1 protein-coding gene and 1 pseudogene are annotated in these 18,372 nt (G+C 72.3%); both read right to left on the bottom strand.

All coding sequences use genetic code 11. The features are described 5' to 3' along the window. A pseudogene (locus ACZ6Q9_RS32285) lies at positions 1-17,808 on the bottom strand (hypothetical protein); the annotation flags it as partial. 243 nt (positions 17,809-18,051) lie between these two features. Then, the gene (locus ACZ6Q9_RS32290; RefSeq protein ID WP_396831076.1) at positions 18,052-18,360 is read right to left on the bottom strand and encodes a hypothetical protein; all 309 of its coding nucleotides are present in this window, start codon (positions 18,358-18,360) and stop codon (positions 18,052-18,054) included. Positions 18,361-18,372 lie beyond the last annotated feature (12 nt).

Here is an 18,372-nt window from a genome sequence, read left to right on the forward strand (position 1 = left end):
CGGGGGACCGAACGGATGGTGGATCCGCATCGACAGGGGCAACGAAGCGATGATGTAAGGAACCACATGCGCAATGTCGTAATCGCCGTTCAGGTTGTGCGTGATCTTGTTAAGCCATTGCCGGTGCAGGTCCTCCCGTCGCTGCTCGGACATGACCTCCGGATACGGAAGCAACTTCCGGAACTCCGACGCCTCACCCAGGCGAAGGTCAGCGGCCAACTGGCGGGCCACCCACGCGCGCAGTCCAGCACTGCTGCGCTCGACCCCCGCGTCCTCCAACTCCCTCCCGAAGCGACGCACCACCGCGTTGTAGAAGCCGCTCGACTTCGGCGTGCGCTCCGTGAGATCGACCCCGAGCACCTCGCTCGTCCACCGCACGAACTCCGCCGCATCATCGCGGGTCCCATCCACCCCACCACGGCGTTCCACGGCCGACAACTGCGCGACCGCCGAAGCCACGGTCTGCTTCCAGCCCTGCCGGGCGCCGCTGGACCCACCGACCGCCGGCGCCCCACCCGACCCCGGGTCCGGCTCGGTTGGTCCGGGGTTCTCCGGCAGGGGCCCGAGATCACGCTCCGGTTCCACCTGGTCCCACCCCGCCAGCAGATCCGACTCGACCGGGTCGGCACCCCACTCCGGCTCCCAGTCCATGTCGAACGGCGGTGGATCCTCCCCCGCCAGCAGATCCGACTCGACCGGGTCGGCACCCCCCTCCAGCTCCCAGTCCATGTCGAACGGCGGTGAATCCAACCCTGCCAGCAGATCCGACTCGACCGGGTCGGCACCCCCCTCCGACTCCCAGTCCATGTCGAACGTCGGTGAATCCAACCCTGCCAGCAGATCCGACTCGACCGAGTCGGCACCCCACTCCGGCTCCCATCTCTCATCGAGCGTCGGTGTATTCATTCGAAACACACCCATTTCAGCCAGTTCCGTTTCCAGATCCGGGTCCGCTACGGATGCCTGGGCACTAGACGCCGGGCCAGGACCAGACGAGCCGTTGTTTTCCGTTGGATCGGACGGCTGCCGGGGAAAGCCGGGCGGCTCGGGAGACGTGGCGCCCGCTGCCTGCATCGCCTTGGACGGGCCGCGTGGCGTGCTGGTGGAGGCGAGCAGGATGGCGCTGGTGTCGGTGCCGGTCGTGGTGTTCGGCCGCGGGTGTGCGGCGGTCTGGCCGCGCAGGTCGGTGATGGTGGTGGGCCGCCCGTTCCCGTCGAACGCGGCCAGCAGGGTGCTGGACATGAACAGGTGTTGTAGCCACGCATCTTGTTCTGGTTCGGGTCGGTTGACGGCGTCGGGCACCAGGGGGTCCCGCACCTGGATTCTCGGCGGCCCGGATTCCTGTGGCTGGCTGTAGAGGGCGAACACGTGCTGCTGCTCGTTCGGTATCGCGGCCTTGACCACGACCATCGACCCTGGCACGGCCCGCAGCGCGGCCAGCACGTCCTCTCCTGCGACTCCGTGCGGGTGGGGGCCGACAGGCTCGGGCACCGTGTCGAGGATCTCCATCAGTTGCGGCCAGCCCATGTTGGGCGCGAGCCGGCCGTCCGGTCCGAGGATCCGGTCGTCGAACACCGCCCGGTTGCCCAGCCGTTTGTACTCGGTTTGGAACACATCGAGCGTGGCCGCCACGCACCACCACAGGTCGCCGCTGCTGCCGGGACGCACCTGCTCCGCAGCGGCCGAGTTGGCGACCCGCTGCCCGGACTCGAACATCGCGACGGCCGGCCCAGTTGCCGCAACGGCCGGCTCGCCAAGCTTGCCAGGCACCCCACCAAGCGACGACGCCGCCGCACCACCAGGCAACGACACGTCACCGCGTACCGCACCGGCCACGTCCGCGGAAGGGTCTGGCTCGACCGGCGGGGTCGACGTCGACGTGGTCCGCGCTGCCACGTCCACGTGGCGCGCGAGGGCCGACGGGTCGCGCGGGTTGTCGGTCCCGTTCGGTGTCGGCACGATGTACCAGATGTCGTCCGGTCCCGCGTCCTCGCCGGCCCGGGCCTTGGCCCAGGTGCCGAGCATCTGCATGCTGCCGGTGTGGATCTGGTTGCGGGCGGGTTCGTACCAGTGCAGTTGCCCGGTGGGCAGGACCACGCCGGCGGCGACCGTGGACCCGGCCACGGCCAGCACCCGGGTGCCCGGTGGCGGATCGGCCGGCAGGTCGCGGGTCGGCCGGCTCACGGTGAACCCGGGCCCGGGGGCCCCGTCCAGCAGGTCGGCCATCATCTCGGCACGCCGCTGCGGGGTGTACGCCAACCAGGCGGCGGCCACGTCGTCGGGGCGGCCGGTCTCCACCGACCCGGCCGGCGGGGTGCTGGTGGTTTCCGGCCAGGCTGTGGTGTCCAGGCCGTTGGCCAACCCCCGCAGGCCGGCGGCGTCGACCGGCGGAGTCGCCTGGGTGACCCACTGGTGGGCCAGGTACCCCTGGTGCCGGTTCAGGTTCTCCACCAGGGCGGCCACCGCCGTGGCGAAGTCGTGCCGCGACTCGATCTCCGCCTCGTGCAGGATCTCCAGCCGGGATTCCACATCGGGCCGGCCCCGGTGCGGGGCCAGATCGTCCTGGACGCGCTGCGGCAGCCGCCGCACGGCGTCGTCGAGGGTCTCCGGGCGGCCGGTGGCGTCCAGCCGCACCATCTCCCCGCCCGGGTAGGCGAGGTACGGCGGCTGTGCGGTGCTACCACCGTAGACCCGCAGTTCGACCGGGGTGTCCAGGCTCGCGGCGAGGTCCCGGGCGAGTTGTACCCGGTCCAGTTCGTGTACGGCGGTCTCGTCCGCCGGGGCGGTCGCGGCGTTGTCGGCCTGCCGGGTGGGGTCGGTGCTCAGCACCACGCGCGCCGGGGGCGTGCCACCGTGCTGCGCGCGTACCGAGCGGTCCAGCTCCTGGACGGCGGACCGGCCGTGGCCGGAGCGGGCGATGTCGGCCAGCGCGGCGTCGATGTCCATGACGGGGGTGCCGCGTGGGGTCGGTGGGACCGGCAAGGCCATCGCGTCGACCTGCTGTTGTGCGGCGTCCCGGGCGGCCTCGCGGGCCGTCCTGGCCTCGTCGAGCATCCGTACCGTGTTGGTGTGCGCCTGCGCGGAGATGTCGCGGGCCCGGAACTCCTCGCTCGCGGTCTCGACCTGCCGGCGCAGGTCCGGCAGCTCCGAGCGGACCCGGTCGAGGTTCTGTCCGGCGTCCCGGAGGTCGCTGGTGGCTTTCTCCAGCGCCGTCCGGGCCGTGTCCAGTTCCCGCTGCGCCTGGAGAAGTTCTGCCTGGGCGGCGGCCAGCCGTGGCTCGTCCTGGCTGGTGGCGAGGTCGTCGACCGTCTGCCGGGCCGCTGACTCCAACCCCTCTCGTCGCGTCACCTCCGTTTCGAGTCCCGGCATCGCACGGTTGAGGTCGCCGATGTTCTCCTCGAGCCGGGCGCGTTCGCCTTCGGCGGCGGTGACGGCGGTCCTGGCGGCGTCGAGCGACTCCTCCGCGGCGTCCCGGGCGCCCTGCGCGTCGCGTTCGTTCCGGCGCGCCTGGCCGAGGTCGTCGACGGTGCGCTGGAGTTCCTGGGTGGCCTGCTGGAGGCGCTCCCGCGTCACCTGCCGCACCCGGGCAGCCTCGGCGTCCGGAGCGTCCGGGGCCGGATCCGGATCCGGTGCGGTGGTGAACAGCCGATCGGCGAGGTGGCGCAGTGCCGGCCCACGGGTGCCGGTGGCGTTGTCAGCGAGGTTGCGGATCGTCTCGGCCCACTGTTGCCGCTGCGGCGCGGAGAGGGTCTGACGGGCGTCGCGCACCAGCGTGGTGACGGCGGTGTCGGGAACGTTCAGGCCGGCGAGCGTGTCGGCGGTGAGGTGCAGGATCGCCGCGTCGACGGCGTCGACCGGACCGTCGAGGGTGGCGGCCAGGTTACCGAGGGCCGACAGGGCGGCCGGGTCGGCCAGATCCGGCCGGGCCAGCAGGTTCGTCAGCATCTCCTGCCGCCCGGTCGGCGCCCCCGGGGCCGGGGCAGGCACCGGGGCCGGGGCCGGGGTGGGTGGGGTGGGGCCGAGCAGGTATTGGTATCCGTCGTCGAGGTGGCCGTAGCGGGCCAGGGTGAGCAGCGCGTCCCGGGCGGCGAGGTCGACGTCGTGGGGCAGCCCCGCCCGGCGGATCTGAAGCTCGCTGTGCGCCCGATCGGAGAGCAGGTCCGCCCGGTGATCGTCGAGGAAGGTGCGGGAGTCGTCCAGTTTGCTGTCGAGCCACTGGTCGAGGGCGGCGGATGCCGGGGGCATCGGGTGGTGCACGACGTGGGCCGGCGGCAGTGGGGTGTCTGCCGACAGCCGGGTGTCCGGCGTCCCGGCCCAGGCGCCGGCCGGTGGGGGCAGCGCCGGGATCAGGTCGTCGAGAGTGGAGACGTTCCGCCACGCCTCGGCCAGGGCGGTCGCGGTCGTCCCGGACGCGGTCAGCCTGGCGGCGGCGTCCGGTGCCAGGTCGTCGAGCAGGTTGATGTTGTGGTACAGCATCCGCTCGTCGGCGGGGAGCGCGGCGCGTAGCGTCGCCACGTCGTCGCGGTCGGGTGCCGCGGGCAGCCGGTCGACCAGGTCTTGCAGGGTTTCCGGCCAGTTCTGTTGGGGGTTGATGGTCCACGCGGCGGAGGCGATGGCCCGGAATGTGTCCAGTGGTCCGACGGCCGGGTCGAGGATGTCGGCCACGGCCCGCAGGATGCCCGCGTCGGAGACGGCCTCCCGCTCCGGCCGGGGCTGGGTGACCCGGGGGTCGGCGTCGACGAGGTCGGCCAGCGCCCGCAGCCCGGCCGGCGCGGCCGGGTCGGTCGGCGCGGCCGGGTCGGTCGGCGCCACCGCGGCCACTGCGGCCACCGCGTCGGCGAGCACGCGGTGGCGGGCCGCCGCGTCGGCGGCGTCGAGGTAGTCGAAGGCGGCGGTCAGTTGTCCGGCACGAATCGCGTCCAGCAGGGCCTGGTGCCGGTCGAGGACCGGATCGCCGGGCGGCGCCGGGGCCGTCTCGGGTTGGGTCGTGTCGGGTTGGGTCGGCGGGGTCGGGGGTGGCGTGTGCCGGGCCTGCTGCTGGTCCTGCGTCAACCGCGCCGCGGTCGGGTCGGCGCGCAGCGCCGCGAGGTTGTCCTCCGCGAACTGCCGTGACGCCGCCCAGTTGCCGTCGTACAGCAGCCAGCTCGTCAGCACGTCGGGCTCGACCAGGGTGACGGCCTGCGCCCCGGCAAGGACGTCCTGGAACTGCTGGTCGTCGAGGGTCCGCTCGGCCGTCCCGAGGGCGAACGGGTCGTAGAGCCGGTACGTGCCGTCGGCGTCGACACGCGCTGCGGCGGCGCCCTGGGGGCGGGAGATCCACAGTCGGGTGCCGGGTCGCAGCGTGTCCGGTGCCTGGGGTAGTGGACCGGTGGTGGTCCAGCCCGGGGGCAGGGCGGGAGTCAGCAGCCGCCGTGCCTGACCGGCCCGCGTCTGCGGGGTGTCGGTGTCGTGCCGGGTGGCGTGGGCCGCGACAGGATTCGCCGGTCCGGCGGGGGGCAGGCCCTCGGTGATCCACCCGCGGGCACGGTCGTCGGCGTCGGCGCGTGCCTGCCGGATGTGCGTCTCCAGCTCCGGGCCCAGCTCCGCGGCGGCGTCCATCTGCACCGGGGTGCGCCCCAGCAGCTCGTGGTAGGTGGCGATCTGCCGCCGCAGGCGGATCCCGGCCGCGTCGGCCCGCAGCTTCAGGTCACGGTCCAGGTCGAAGATCACCTCGGGGGCCGTGATCGGGGCGAACGTGCCGTCCGGGCCCTCCCGCAGCTCGGTGATCCAGCCCTGCGGGTCGATCCGGTACCGGCTGGCCGCGCCCTGGTCGTCGGTGACGGTCAGGTCGAGGTGGGTCTTCAGCTCGAACGCCACCACCCGGGCCACCGTGCGCGGGTCCTGAGCGAGCAGTTCCACCTCCTCCGGCGGGGTGACCGACGCGGAGCCCGGCGGCAGCACCGCCTGCACCCGCTCGACGATCTCCGGGATCCGCTCGTTGAACTGCCGCACGTCGGCTGCGGACGGCGCGGCGCCGACCGCGAGTTTGCCGACCCGGTTCCTCCAGGTCTTCAACTCGGCGAGACCGGCGGTGGCCTGCTGCGTGGCGTTGAGCCGCTGGAGGTGACCCACCGCCCAGTCCAGGGTCAACTCGTACCGGCGGCGGGTCTGCTCGGCGGCGCTGGCGGTGAGCCGGAGCGGGCTGACCGGGTCGTAGTGGTTACCGATCTGGTCGCGGATCAGCAGGGCCACGTGCTGGGGCGCCTGTTGGGGGTCGAAGGTGCCGGCGTCGATGACACGGCCGGCGACCGGGGCGGCGGCCATCGCCGCCGGGGTCGCCCGTTGCAGCAGACCCTCCAGGCCGATCGTGGGGGCGTCTGCCGCTGGTGCGGGCCAGGCGGCCGGGTTGTTCGCCTTCCAGTCGTACCGTTCGGAGAGCGCGCGCTGGAGCTCGTGTACCTCGCCGGCGAACATCTCGTAGAACCCGTCGCCGCTTATCCAACCCGTGCCGGGGGCGTCGTCGGCCTCGAACAGCGCCGGGTCGATCGGCGCCAGGCCGGCGTCGCGGTGGAAGGCGCTGTGCCAGTGCGGGACCGCGACGAAACGGGCCCGGGCGCGGATCCGGACCAGGTACGTCACCCCCTGCATCTTGAGGTGGTTCTCGAGCCGCTTGGTGTCGTCGAAGGTGGCGCTGTGGCTGGCCGGCGCGGTCCGGTTCGCGCCGGTGGTGATCTTGCCGGCGACCGTCTTGTCCTCCTGCACGCCGACGTTCGTCGTCCCGAACGGGGGCAAACCGTAGGACGCCTCCGCGTCGAGGTTGGGCCGCCACCGGTTGCGCGACTGGGTGAACGCGGTGGTGAACGCGATCTTGGCGTACCGGCCGGTGCCGGTGGTGGTGATCCTGCTGATGATCTCCAGCGAGTAGGGCTCGACGTACATCCGCATGGCGACCCGGTTGTTGGACGCGCCGGCGACGAACAGGTGCGAGCCGAGCAGGTATCCGCCGTCGCCCAGCCCGTCGGAGAGGTGGTTGTCGACGTTGAGCCGGGACAGCAGGCCGTCGAGCGCCACGCTGCCCCGGTAGGCCGGGTCGTTGGCGTGCGAGCCGAGCACGTTGCCCATGAGGTGCCGGGCGGCCGGGTAGAGTTCGTCGATCAGGGCGTTGACGTAGGCGTCGCGGGGCAGCGACGGCAGCGCGCGCAGGTCCAGCTGCGGCGACCGGGGGACGGGGGTGGCCTCGGCCAGCCCCCGGGGCACCTTGAAGTCGATCCGCCCCTCGTAGTGACGGGTCAGCACCGGCTCCACCGGCGCGAGGGTGATCCAGTCGGCGAAACCGGCGGGCGCCTGGTGCAACGCCCAGTCCGCCGCGTCGTTCAGGGCCGTCATCACGTGGTTCACCAGGTAGCTCGGCTGCCAGCCGTGCATGTGCACCCGGCTGAACTTCAGGGTGAGGCCGATGAGGGACCTGGCCAGGTAATGCCCCGTCCAGTCGTAGACGGTCTGTTCCCGGACGACCTGCGCGGCGCCCTTGACGCTGCGCCCCCCGCCCGGCGCGAACGACAGCGACCCGGCGGTGGACACCGGGACGCCGTCGACCGAGAAGCCGAACTTGGCCGGCATGAGGTTCCAGCCCAGCGCCTGCCCGATGATACGAGCGGTCGCGCGGTAGGCGTGCCCGTAGTTCTCGATGCCGTAGTCGGCAACCCAGTCGGTGTACCAGGGACTGTCTCCCAGGGTGGCCGAGATTTCCAGCTTGAACATCCGGGCCGCCACCGGGTTGCGCTGGTCGACCAGGTAGAACGACACACCGTTGTAGCGGTGCAGCATGTCGGCGAACACGATGTTGGCGCGTTGGCCGGCGAGCGTGGACTGGAGCGTTTCGAGGCCGCCGGGCAGCGCGCCGACCACCGACTCGTCGGGCGAGACCATCAGGACGCCCCAACTGGTCCCCGCCCCCGGCCAGTTGTCGTGGCTGGCGCCGAGCAGCCCGGGCCGGCCGGCGTCCACCAGCTCCCGGACGGCGTCCAGCACGGTCGTGGTGGGGCGTGGCCCGCCGTCGGCCGGTGCCGGCCCGGTGAACAGCGTCACCTCGTCGACGCCCGCGTGGCCCAGCGTCCGGTCACCGGTACGGGTCAGGTAGGGCGGCATGGTCAACGCGCTGAACGGGTTGACGTTCGGGTCCAGGGTGATCCCGAAGTCGGTGGTGAACTGCGCGCGGCGGCGCGGGTCGAGCACCGCGCCGCGCTGGGCCAGGTCCACGTGCCGGTCGGCGAGCGTGTGCGCCCACGTCTGGACCCGGTGCTGGATCAGGTACGTGCCGAGGTCGGGCAGACCGGCGGCGGTGCGGCTGGCGGCGCGGTCGGCCAGTTCGCCACGCCACCGGCTGAGCAGCCCCGCCACGGTGTTGCCGCTGAGCACCAACTCGCCGCGGGACCACCGGCCCATCGCGTCGAGCAGCTGCACATCGCTGATCGGCAGCTTTCCGGCCGCGTACTGCGCCAGGGCCTCCGCCTCGGGCAGGATGAACTGCATCATGCGGCCCCGCAGGTCGGCTCCGGGTGGCACGCTGACCCGGCTGACGACGAACCCGACCTGCTTGTGGATGCCGGCGCGGACGTTGATGTCGTATTCCGCCTCGAAGGCGTACCCCCGGCCGAAGGCCAGCTTGAGCATCTCCAGGCCGCCGACGCGCTTATTCTCCTCCGACGCGTTCTTGCTGACCCGCACGCCCGCCGACTCGCCGAAGCTGAACTTCCACGGACCGAAGTCGTGGCCGAGGCCGATGTTGGGCAGGTTGAACCCCCACGTGGACGACTCTTGGGCGACGTTGACGATCTCGGCCAGCTCAAGCTCGATCAGGCCGGTGACGTACTGGTCCGGGGTGGCTCCGACGAACCGCACCCCCCGGATATCGGACACCTTGACCGAGAGCGCCGCTCTGGTGGTCGCCACGAAGCCCGGCTCGACCAGGGTGGTCGCGCCGTACTGGCCGAGCACGGCCTCCTTGAACCGCGACTGGAAGGTGATGTGGTTGGTCAGACTGGCCACCGGCCCGGTCATCGGCTGGCCGGCCTGGGTCAGCTCCTGCGGCAACTGGTCCTGCGCCGCGGCGTGCAGGCCGTGCGCGTCGACGAAGTACACGATGCCCTGGTTGAGCACCGACGGTTCGGTGTCGCCGGGGGCCACCTCGCTGAAGGTGGCCGGGTCGGTGTTGAACTTCAGCAGCGCGGCGTGCACGTTGGCGCGGATCAGCTCCGGCGAGACGATCGGGGTGGCCCGGTCGCTGATCCGGACCACGAAGCCCAGGTCGTACGGCAGGTTGACGAACATCACCCGGCTGCTGGTCTCCTTCAGCTCCGGCCGGTTGACCACCCGGGTCACCCGCTCGGCGGCGCCGACGTTGCGGCTCACCGACCCGCCGAGGAGTCCGACGGACCGGAGCTCCTTGACGCTCGGCGGCAGCGCGGTGTTCACCCCGGCCTCCGCCAACCAGCCCTGGTTGCCGCTCGCGCCCTGGCCGGCGATGCCGAGCGACATCCCGAGGGTGACCGTGCTCACCTCGTCGCTGAGCCGTTCGAAGTGCACCGAGTTGCCGTCCGCGTCGACGTCCGCGGAGATCCGGGGGATCGCGTAGACGGTCACCGTGGCGGTACGCATCACCCCGTTGCGCCAACTGTGCAGGGTGAACGGCATTCCCGCTTTCGGGGCGGGCGCGTCCGGGTCGTCGACGGCAGCGGCGCCGTCCTGGACGAGCGGGTCGAAGTGCGACTCCAGGCCGTCGCCGCTCACCAGCTTGTTGAGCAGGTCCAGGTTGTCCATCAGGGCGTCGGTGTCGGGGCGGGCGACCTTGTCGTAGGCGTCCCGCACCCCGTCGACCACCCGGCCCAGCAGCGGCCGTTCCTCCAGGGGCGTACCGGGATCCGGGGTCGCCGGCCGGCTCTGCTCCCCGTGCGCCCACGGCCGGTCCGGGTCCGTCGGAAGGAAACCCTCGTCGGCCAGCACCCGCATGAGACCGGCCCGGAACTGCCGCACCGCCGGCTTGTCGATCCTCGGCAGAGACTGACCCAGCAGGCCCCGCCCCTGAAGGACGTGCCGGGGCAGCACGTTACCGCCGGTGTCCTCCGGGTGCACGCCGGTGTTGCGCAACCGCTGCCGCCACTGGTCGTGCGGCACCGACCGGGGTCCTCCGCCTGCCGGCACCACCGCCAGGTCACCGTCCGCAAGACCGGGCATGGGATCGGGGGCGAAGGCGTCCGCGTCGACGCTGAACCCGTAGTCGAAAGCGTCCGGCTCGGACATCCGGAGCACCGCCGACCCGTTCACCACCGGCGTCGGATGCGGCCACTCGCGCGGCCGGCGGGAGGTGACCACCTCGACGTGCCACTCGATCGGCACCTCGTGGGCGACCGTCTGACCGGTGCGCCGGCCGACCACGACGTTCAGCGACGCCACCGTGACGCCACCACCGTCGTTGCTGGTCCAGCTCATTCCCGCACGGGCGGAGAGACCGAGCTTGGCGTTCTCCTTGTACGCCCGTGGATCGTCGAGACGCCTGGCCAAGGGCAGGTCCACCGCGCCACCGAGGGACAGCCCGGCGGACTGCTGGAGGGTGAACTCGCCGCCCTGCCCCACGATGCCGGTACGCACCTGCTCGATGTGGGCCTTGTCGCTGCTGGCGCCCACCCGCGTGGAGCCGCCGCCGAGGCCCACCTGCACGGCGCCGCCGAGACGACGGCCGTAGACCCGGATGCTGGCCGCCGCGTGCCCGTCGTCGTGCAACGTGAACGCGTAGCCCCGGGTCAGCGCGCCGGCGTCGCCGTCCGTCTCCGGCGTCCGCCGGTTGTTCACCGCCTCGTCGAAGTGGGTCTCCAGGTTCCACAGCTTGCGCTGCAACTCGTTGCGCATCGGACTTTCGATGGACATGTCGAAGCCGTCGGCGCGCAGCCGGTCGATGACGAGGTCGTACAGCTCGTTCAGGCCGGTGATGTTGCTGGCGGAGAAGAGCTCCGGGACCCGCGTCAGGTTGTCCCGCATGTGCTCGGGCAGGTCGGCGACCACCTGCTCGCCGGCGTTCTCCAGCAGGTGATCGGGGATCGCCACCACCAGCCGGGCCGGTTCCTGCCCGTCCGGCGGCTCCGGCACCTCCACCGCCTGCCACGGCTGTTCGTCGCCGCGTACCTCGATCAACCACCCCGGCTTGTACGAGTAGAACGTCGAATTCGCGCGGGTGTCGGACACCCGACCCTTCTCCGCGTCGATCAGGTAGGCGGACTTCTGGTCCACCTTGTTGAGGGTGGCGTTGAAGCGGGGCCCCCAGTGGGTCGTCGGGCCGAGCGGCACGTCGACGTTGAAGTCACCCCGCAACCGCACCGCCCGCGTCGGGGTCCCGTCCGACTGGCTGTGCGCACCGGTCTGGAAAACACCCTGGGTGAACTGGTTGGCGTGGAAACGGCCGTTCTCACTCGTCAGGCCCTCGGTGTCGTCCAGCGACGGCCCGGACGCCTCCGTGTCGAACGAACCCGCCGGGTTCGACACCAACTGCGGGTCCTCCGGCCGCAGGCGGGCCCGCACCTCCATGCCACCCAGCGTGAACACGTACCCGTCTTCGGAGACCACCTGCGGGTAGTTGTTGAGCAGCCGCTCATGCAACTGTTCCCATTCGTTGTCCCCCACGGTGACGCCCCGCCGGGTCGCCTCCGCGCGCAGCCCCTGCTCGATGCGGTCCAGGTCCGGCAACGCCGCCTTGGGATCGCCCAGTGCGAGCGCCCGCCGGTCCGGGTTGGCCGGCCGCGCCGGGGCCTGCGCAGACGACCCGTCGGGATCGGGTGCGGCCGGTCCGGCGCTGGCCTCGTTGCCGAAGACCCGCACATCCCGGTCGGCCTCGGGAACACCGGACAGCAGCCGGGTGGCCGCGTCGGCCACCTCGCGCGGGATGGGACCACCCCGGGACTGGACAACCACGGCCACCCCGGTCGCGGGGGCCGCCAGGGCATCGGGGGACAGCGTGTCCGGGCTGGTGCCGTTCTGCGCGAACAGGACGACCCCCCGGTGCTCCCGGACCGTCCAACCCCGGTACACCTCGAACCCACCGGCGGCAGCCGGTCGCAGGCCCAGCGGCCCCGGCTGCCGAGGCGGTGCCGGACGCAGCGGCACCCGCCAGGCGTGCGCGGCGGCCGGGAAGGTCTCCTGACCCCGGGCGTCGACCGGGATCAGCTCGTCGACACCGGCCGGCTGCCGGCCCACCACGGAGACCGGCAACACCACCTCCAGCCGCCCGCCGAACCGCTCCCGCAACAGCTCCGCCACCCGGGCAGCGGCCACCGCACCGGACGGCGTACCCGGTGTGCTGGTGGCCGGTGGCGCGACGAACACCTGGAGCGGGCCGGAACCCGGCGGAAGCCCCCGACGGACGGCCTCCACGACGGCGACCGGGTCGCCGACCGACTCGTCCACCACCAGCCGGGGCCGGTCCGGGCTGGCCAGGTCGGACCAGTGCAGGGTCGTGGCACCGGCCGGCGGCCGTGGACCGGTGTGGGCGAGCACCCCACCCGGGACGTGGCTCAGCTCGACCCCGGCCGGCAGGCCGGACACCTCCGACGGGACGAGAGTACGTCGGTCCAGCCCCATCCCGGAGGTGATGAGGTGCGTCGGTGGCGCGGCCGGCATGCCCCCGAAGATCCGACCGACCCGGTCGCGTACCCGCTCGGGCAGCGGGGTCGCCCGCCAGCCCAGGAACACCGCCGGCTCGGCCAGCCAGCCACCGGTGTCCGGCAGCAACCGACGCGCCCCGTCCAATTCGGACTCCGGCCCGATCCACAGATGGCTACCGCCGTCCCACACCACCCAACCGTCACCGAGCCCGTACACGCCGGGCGACTGCTCGATCAGCCCGTACGGGGCGGGCCGGCGGGGTGCACCGGCGCTCTCGGGCAGGAACAGATACCGCTCCGGCCGCCCACTGAAGAACGTCACCTCGCCGTTGGCGTCCAACGGGACGACCTGCGGGCTGGGCACCGGCCGGTCCCGCAACGCCGACCGGGGCACCGACAGCATGGCCGAGGACTGCCCCAGCGCCTGCGCGGTGACCTCCAGCGCCCGGGCCACGCTGACCGGCTGGTCCTGCGGCCAGTGCAGGACAGCCATGGTGGCGTCCTGCGCCCGCAACCCGGCCAGCGCGGCACCGAGGCGGTCCGGGTCGAGCACCGAGGAGTGCAGCAGAACGGCCGGGCCGGGACCCGTCGGGGCCAACACCCGCGAGCTGATCGGGCCGGGCACGGTGCCACCGTCGTGCAGCAGCACACCGCCCACCGCGCGCTGGAGCCGCAGGTTCTCCGGCAGCCCCTCGGCCATCACGACCAGCGGCGCGTCCGCGGACGCGGCCGGCCGGACGACCTGCTGCTGACTGTCCTCGGCAACCGGTACCGGCGGTTGCGGGGTCGGCGCGAGCTGCTGCGGGGGTACGGCCGACGGCTCGACCGCCGCAGGGGTTTCCGGCACCAACGCGTCGAAGTGGACGCCCGGCCGATCCGGGTCGGCGGCCACGGGGGCCAGACTGACCGGGGTGCCCCCGGCCGGGCCGTACCCGCCCACCGGCCGAACCCCGCCCGGGGCGACCTGGGAAATCTGCATCCCGGCACCGGTCGCGTGCGCCAGCAACGGCGCCAGGAACTGGCCAGCCGGGCTGTCCGACAGGTTCGCCCAGTCGTGCACGGCAGCCTTCACCGCGGCCAGTTCCCCGGGGTCGAGCTGGCGATCGGGGTCGGTCAACAGCTCGAACAGGTGACGGCCGGCGCCCGCCGGATTCGCCCACATCTCGTCGAGACGTGCCCGCGCGGTGTCCGGGTCCACGAGACCGGCGTCCACGAGTTCACCGACGCGCCGCCGCGCCTGGTCGGGGCTCAACGCCGCCACGTCCCGCTCGTATTGCGGCCGGAAGGCGAGCCGCTGCGCGGTCACGTCCGCCGGCAACCGGCCCGCGTTCTCCTCCAGATAGCCCGACACGTGGTCCCGCAACAACTCGGTGATCCGACCAAGCTCGGACCCCTGCGGCACCCCGGTACGAACCGATTCGGCAACAGCGGCCCGCACCCCGGCCGGATCGGACAGGAACTCCCGCAGGTCCGCCGGCAGCCGCGCGTCCAGCGCGGTGCGGACCAGGGCCGGTTCGGAGACGATCAGCGCCGACAACAGGTCGAGACCGTCGCGGGGCACGCCGATCCGGACCAGGGCGGGCGGCTGCTGGTCGACCGGATGGTCGGATGGCTGCCTGGGGGAGTCGGCCGGGTCGGTGGAAGTGGTGTCTGCCCGCATCGCCTGGGACGGACCGCGTGGCGTGCTGGTGGAGGCGAGCAGGATGGCACTGGTGTCGACGCCGGTCGTGGTGATCGGCCGCGGGTGGCCGGCGGTCTGGCCGGGCAGCAGGTCGGTGATGGTGGTGGGTCGCCCGGTGCTGTCGAACGCGGCGATTCGGGTGCTCGATGCGAACAGGTGTCCCAGCCACGGGTCGCGCCTCGGGTCGGGCGGTTCGGGTCGGTTCTCGGCTTCGGGCACCAGGCCGTCGCGCACCTTGATGGTCGGTGGTCCGGCTGGTTGTGGTTGGCTGTAGAGGGCGAAGACGTGTTGTTGCTCGTTCGGTGGCGCGATCCTGACCACGACCATCGATCCCGGCACGGCCCGCAGCGCGGCGAGTACGTCCTCTCCTGCGACTCCGTCGGGGTGGGCGACGCGTTCGGACGTCGCGTCGAGGATGTCCAGGAGTTGCGGCCAGCTCGTGGTGGGTGCGAGTCGGCCGTCGGGTCCGAGGATCCGGTCGTCGGATACTGCCCGGTTGCCGAGCCGTTTGTATTGGGCTCTGAAGGCGTCGAGGGTGGCCTGCACGCACCACCACCACGGGTCGCGGCTGCTGCCGGGGCCCACCGGTGTCTGATCGACCCAGTCGGCGACCCGCTGCGCGGACTCGGCCGCCGCCGCGGCCGGCCCGGTCGCCGGGACCGCCGGCTCCGTTGCCGTGCTGGCCGGCTCGCCGCGTCCGACCGGGTCACCACCGGCCGAGTCGTCCAACGAGGACACGCTACTGAACGAATCCCTGTCGCCGAAATCGCGCTTGACCGGGTCGCCGTTGATCAACCCGTCCCGCGAAGAGGCGTCACCGAACGGGTCCGTGTCCCAGAATTCGCGCTTGGCCGCTTCACCATTGTCCGACTCGTCGAGCGCCGTCATGGTGTCGTTGAAGCTGCTGTCGCCGCTGAACACGTCGTCGCTGACGACGGACAGGTTACTGTCCGACGCCGCGTCGCTGGTGTTGTGGTGGTTCGGCGTGCCGTCGGTGCCAGGGGCAGCGCCACCTGGCACCGTACTGCGGGCACCGGCCGCATCCGGCGTGCCCGGAGTGCCAGGCGCACCCGGCACGCTGGGCACAGCGGGCACCCCCGGCGCACCTGGCACGCTGGGCACAGCAGGCACCCCAGACGTGCCCGGCACGCTCGACACAGCCGGCACCCCAGACGTGCCCGGCACGCTCGACACAGCCGGCACCCCAGACGTGCCGGGCACGCTCGACACAGCCGGCACCCCTGGCGCACCCGGCACGCTCGACACAGCCGGCACCCCAGACGTGCCGGGCACGCTCGACACAGCCGGCACCCCTGGCGCACCCGGCACGCTGGGCACAGCCGGCACCCCAGACGTGCCCGGCGCGCTGGGGGTGGCCGGCACCCCAGACGTGCCCGGCGCGCTGGGGGTGGCCGGCGTGGCGCTGCCGGCGGCCTGGGCGAGTACCTGGTGGTATCCGTTGACCCAGTCCTGCTGGAAGCCGGCGAGGGTGCCGTGGCTGGCCGGATCGACGCCATACTTTTCGGCCAACGCGGTGAGCAGGGTTTTTGCCAGGCTGTTCGCTGCTGCGACGTGCTGCTCTGGGGTCACCGGCACCGCCGGCACGTCGGTGCGCCGGTTTGCCGGGGTGTCCGTGGTGGATGGGGTGGTGTCCGGTCCGGTGGTGTCGGGGATGGCCGCGGCCGTGAAGCGGGCGGGCAGGTCGGTGACCACCTGTCGGACCGCGTCCGCCACGGCGTTGACCTGCGCGGCAGCCGGACTGGCCGCCGGAGCCGACGGCACGGTGGGCGGCACGGTGAGTGGTGCGGTGGGTAGTGGGGTGGTGCCGAGGATCTCGTCGAGCCTCCGGTCCAGGTAGGCCCGCACGTCACCCGCGACCACGGCGCGCGCGGCGTCCGACGGCACCGCCGCCGCCCCGGCGGCCCCCGGCACGTGAGCGGCCCCCGGCACGTGAGGGACCCCTGGCAGGACCACGCTGCCTGGCAGGGTGGCGGGCGTCGGTGTGCCGGCGGTGAGGTACTGGTCGATGTGGTGCTTGGCGGCCAGATGCGCGGCCGCGCGCAACGCCTGCCAATCGAACGCCGCCGGCAGCGCGGCGACAACCTGCTCCGGGCGTACCGCCGTCGGGATCTGCCCGCCCGTCGGGATCTGCCCCGCGAGGGCTTCGGCGACGCGGGCGACGGCCTCTTCCCGGACACCGAACAGGTACTGCTCGGTGAGAGCGGTGGCGGGTAGGCCGATCTGGGACAGGAAGGCGGGGACCGTCGGGTCGTTCTGCCGGGCGTCGGCCCACTCGGTGAACACCTGCTCGACCGGCACGGGAAGCGCGGCCAGGAACTGCCGTGCCTGCCCGGTGCCGGCCAGCAGCCCACCGTAGTGGTCCACCAGTTCCCGCTGGAACCGATGCCACTGCTCCACCACCGGCGCACCAGCTGCCGCGACCCACTCCGGCGCCGGTACCACCGACGCAGCCGGCACCGACCACGACGGCACGGACAGGTCCGGTGCCGACAGCGCCGGTGCCGGCACCGGCGGGACGGGCACCGGGGCCTGCCCGCCGGTGCCCGCACCCGCCGGATCGTCGACCTCCGGCTGATACGTGGACGGGTCCGGAGTGACCGGGATGGGCGGCGGCACCGGCGCGACCGGCTTGCCGTCCGCGGTGAAGCCGGTGCCATCGGGCATAGTCCACCGGGGCCGGGTCGGGTTGAACCCCAAACCGACAGCCACGCGACGCGCAGCGGCCCCGGCCCCGGCCGCGGCCAACTCACCCGCCCCCGACAACGCCCCGGAAATCGCGGCCATACCAAGACCACTGGGGTCGTAGGTCCCGTCGACCATGTAGCTGGCGACGATGTCGCCGACCACCTCCAGGCCGACCTCCGACACCGGCACCATCAACAGACGGGTCAACAGGTCACGCGTGGCGTCCGACACCCCGAGCTTCGCCAGACCACCACCCACGACCCCGGCGAACCGGCCCATCGCCGGCCCGGCCGCCGTGGTGACACCCGCCACCGCCAACCCGTACAACGCCTGCTTACCGACCTGCGCCCAGTCGACCCCCGGCATCAGACCATCAGCCACCATGGTGATCTGCGCCAACAACGACGACCCCGGCATGAACAACATCTGGATCGCCGTGCTACTCGCCGCCGCCCTCATCATCGACGACCGCAGGATCGTCTGGATGATCGTCCGGGTCTTCACGATGTGCGCCGCCGCCTGTACCGGCAGGAAGAACGCCAACGCGAACGCGACCGCCAACTCCGTCATCATGAATATGAACATGACGAGCGCCTGACGATCCGTGAGCTCCATCTGACCGAGGAAGCCCCGCATCGCCTTGGCCACATCGACCTTCAGATCGGCAACCTGGCCCAGCAACTCCACGAACGGAGCGGTCTGCGCCACGAACCGGTCGAAGGCCTCACCCTCCCCCGCGGCCCGAACCGCCTTGATCACCTGGATCAACTCCGGAACCAAGACGGTCCGCACCCGATCCGCCAACACCTCCAACGCGTTCAGGTCATACGCCAACAACGGCAACTTCGACCGGTGCAACCGCATCCCGGTGAAATTTTCCAGGGCCCGCTTCGACGACTCACTGAGCCCCACGGAAGGAACGGCGGCCTCACCCATCGCCAACGCCCCCTCCCGCCCCCGATCAGGGGCACTCAGTGCACATCACTCAGCGGCGCAGGCCGCCGCCCCAACCCACGACCAGCCCGTCCCCGCGGATCAACCCCGCGCGCCACCGCTCATGTCCGGAACCAGATCGTGGACGGTGGCCTCGGTGTTCTCCCCGACACGGCGATAGAGGTCCACCTTGTCGCCCTGGAATCCGGAGGCCTCAATCAGCTTGACGTACGCCGCGAGCACGATGCCCCCGAGCAATTGCTGCGCGGCCTCGCGGGCCTGCAGGCTCAGCTCGTCGTCCGCGGGAACGCCAGCCGCCCACCGGCACGCGGCGATCTCGAGGATCGGGTCCACCGTGCCGGCGAACAGGTGCTCCTCGAACAGGCGCAGCAACGGCACCCGCTGGGCCACGGCGTCCCCGTT

The sequence above is a fragment of the Micromonospora sp. NPDC049139 genome (genome assembly GCF_055586845.1).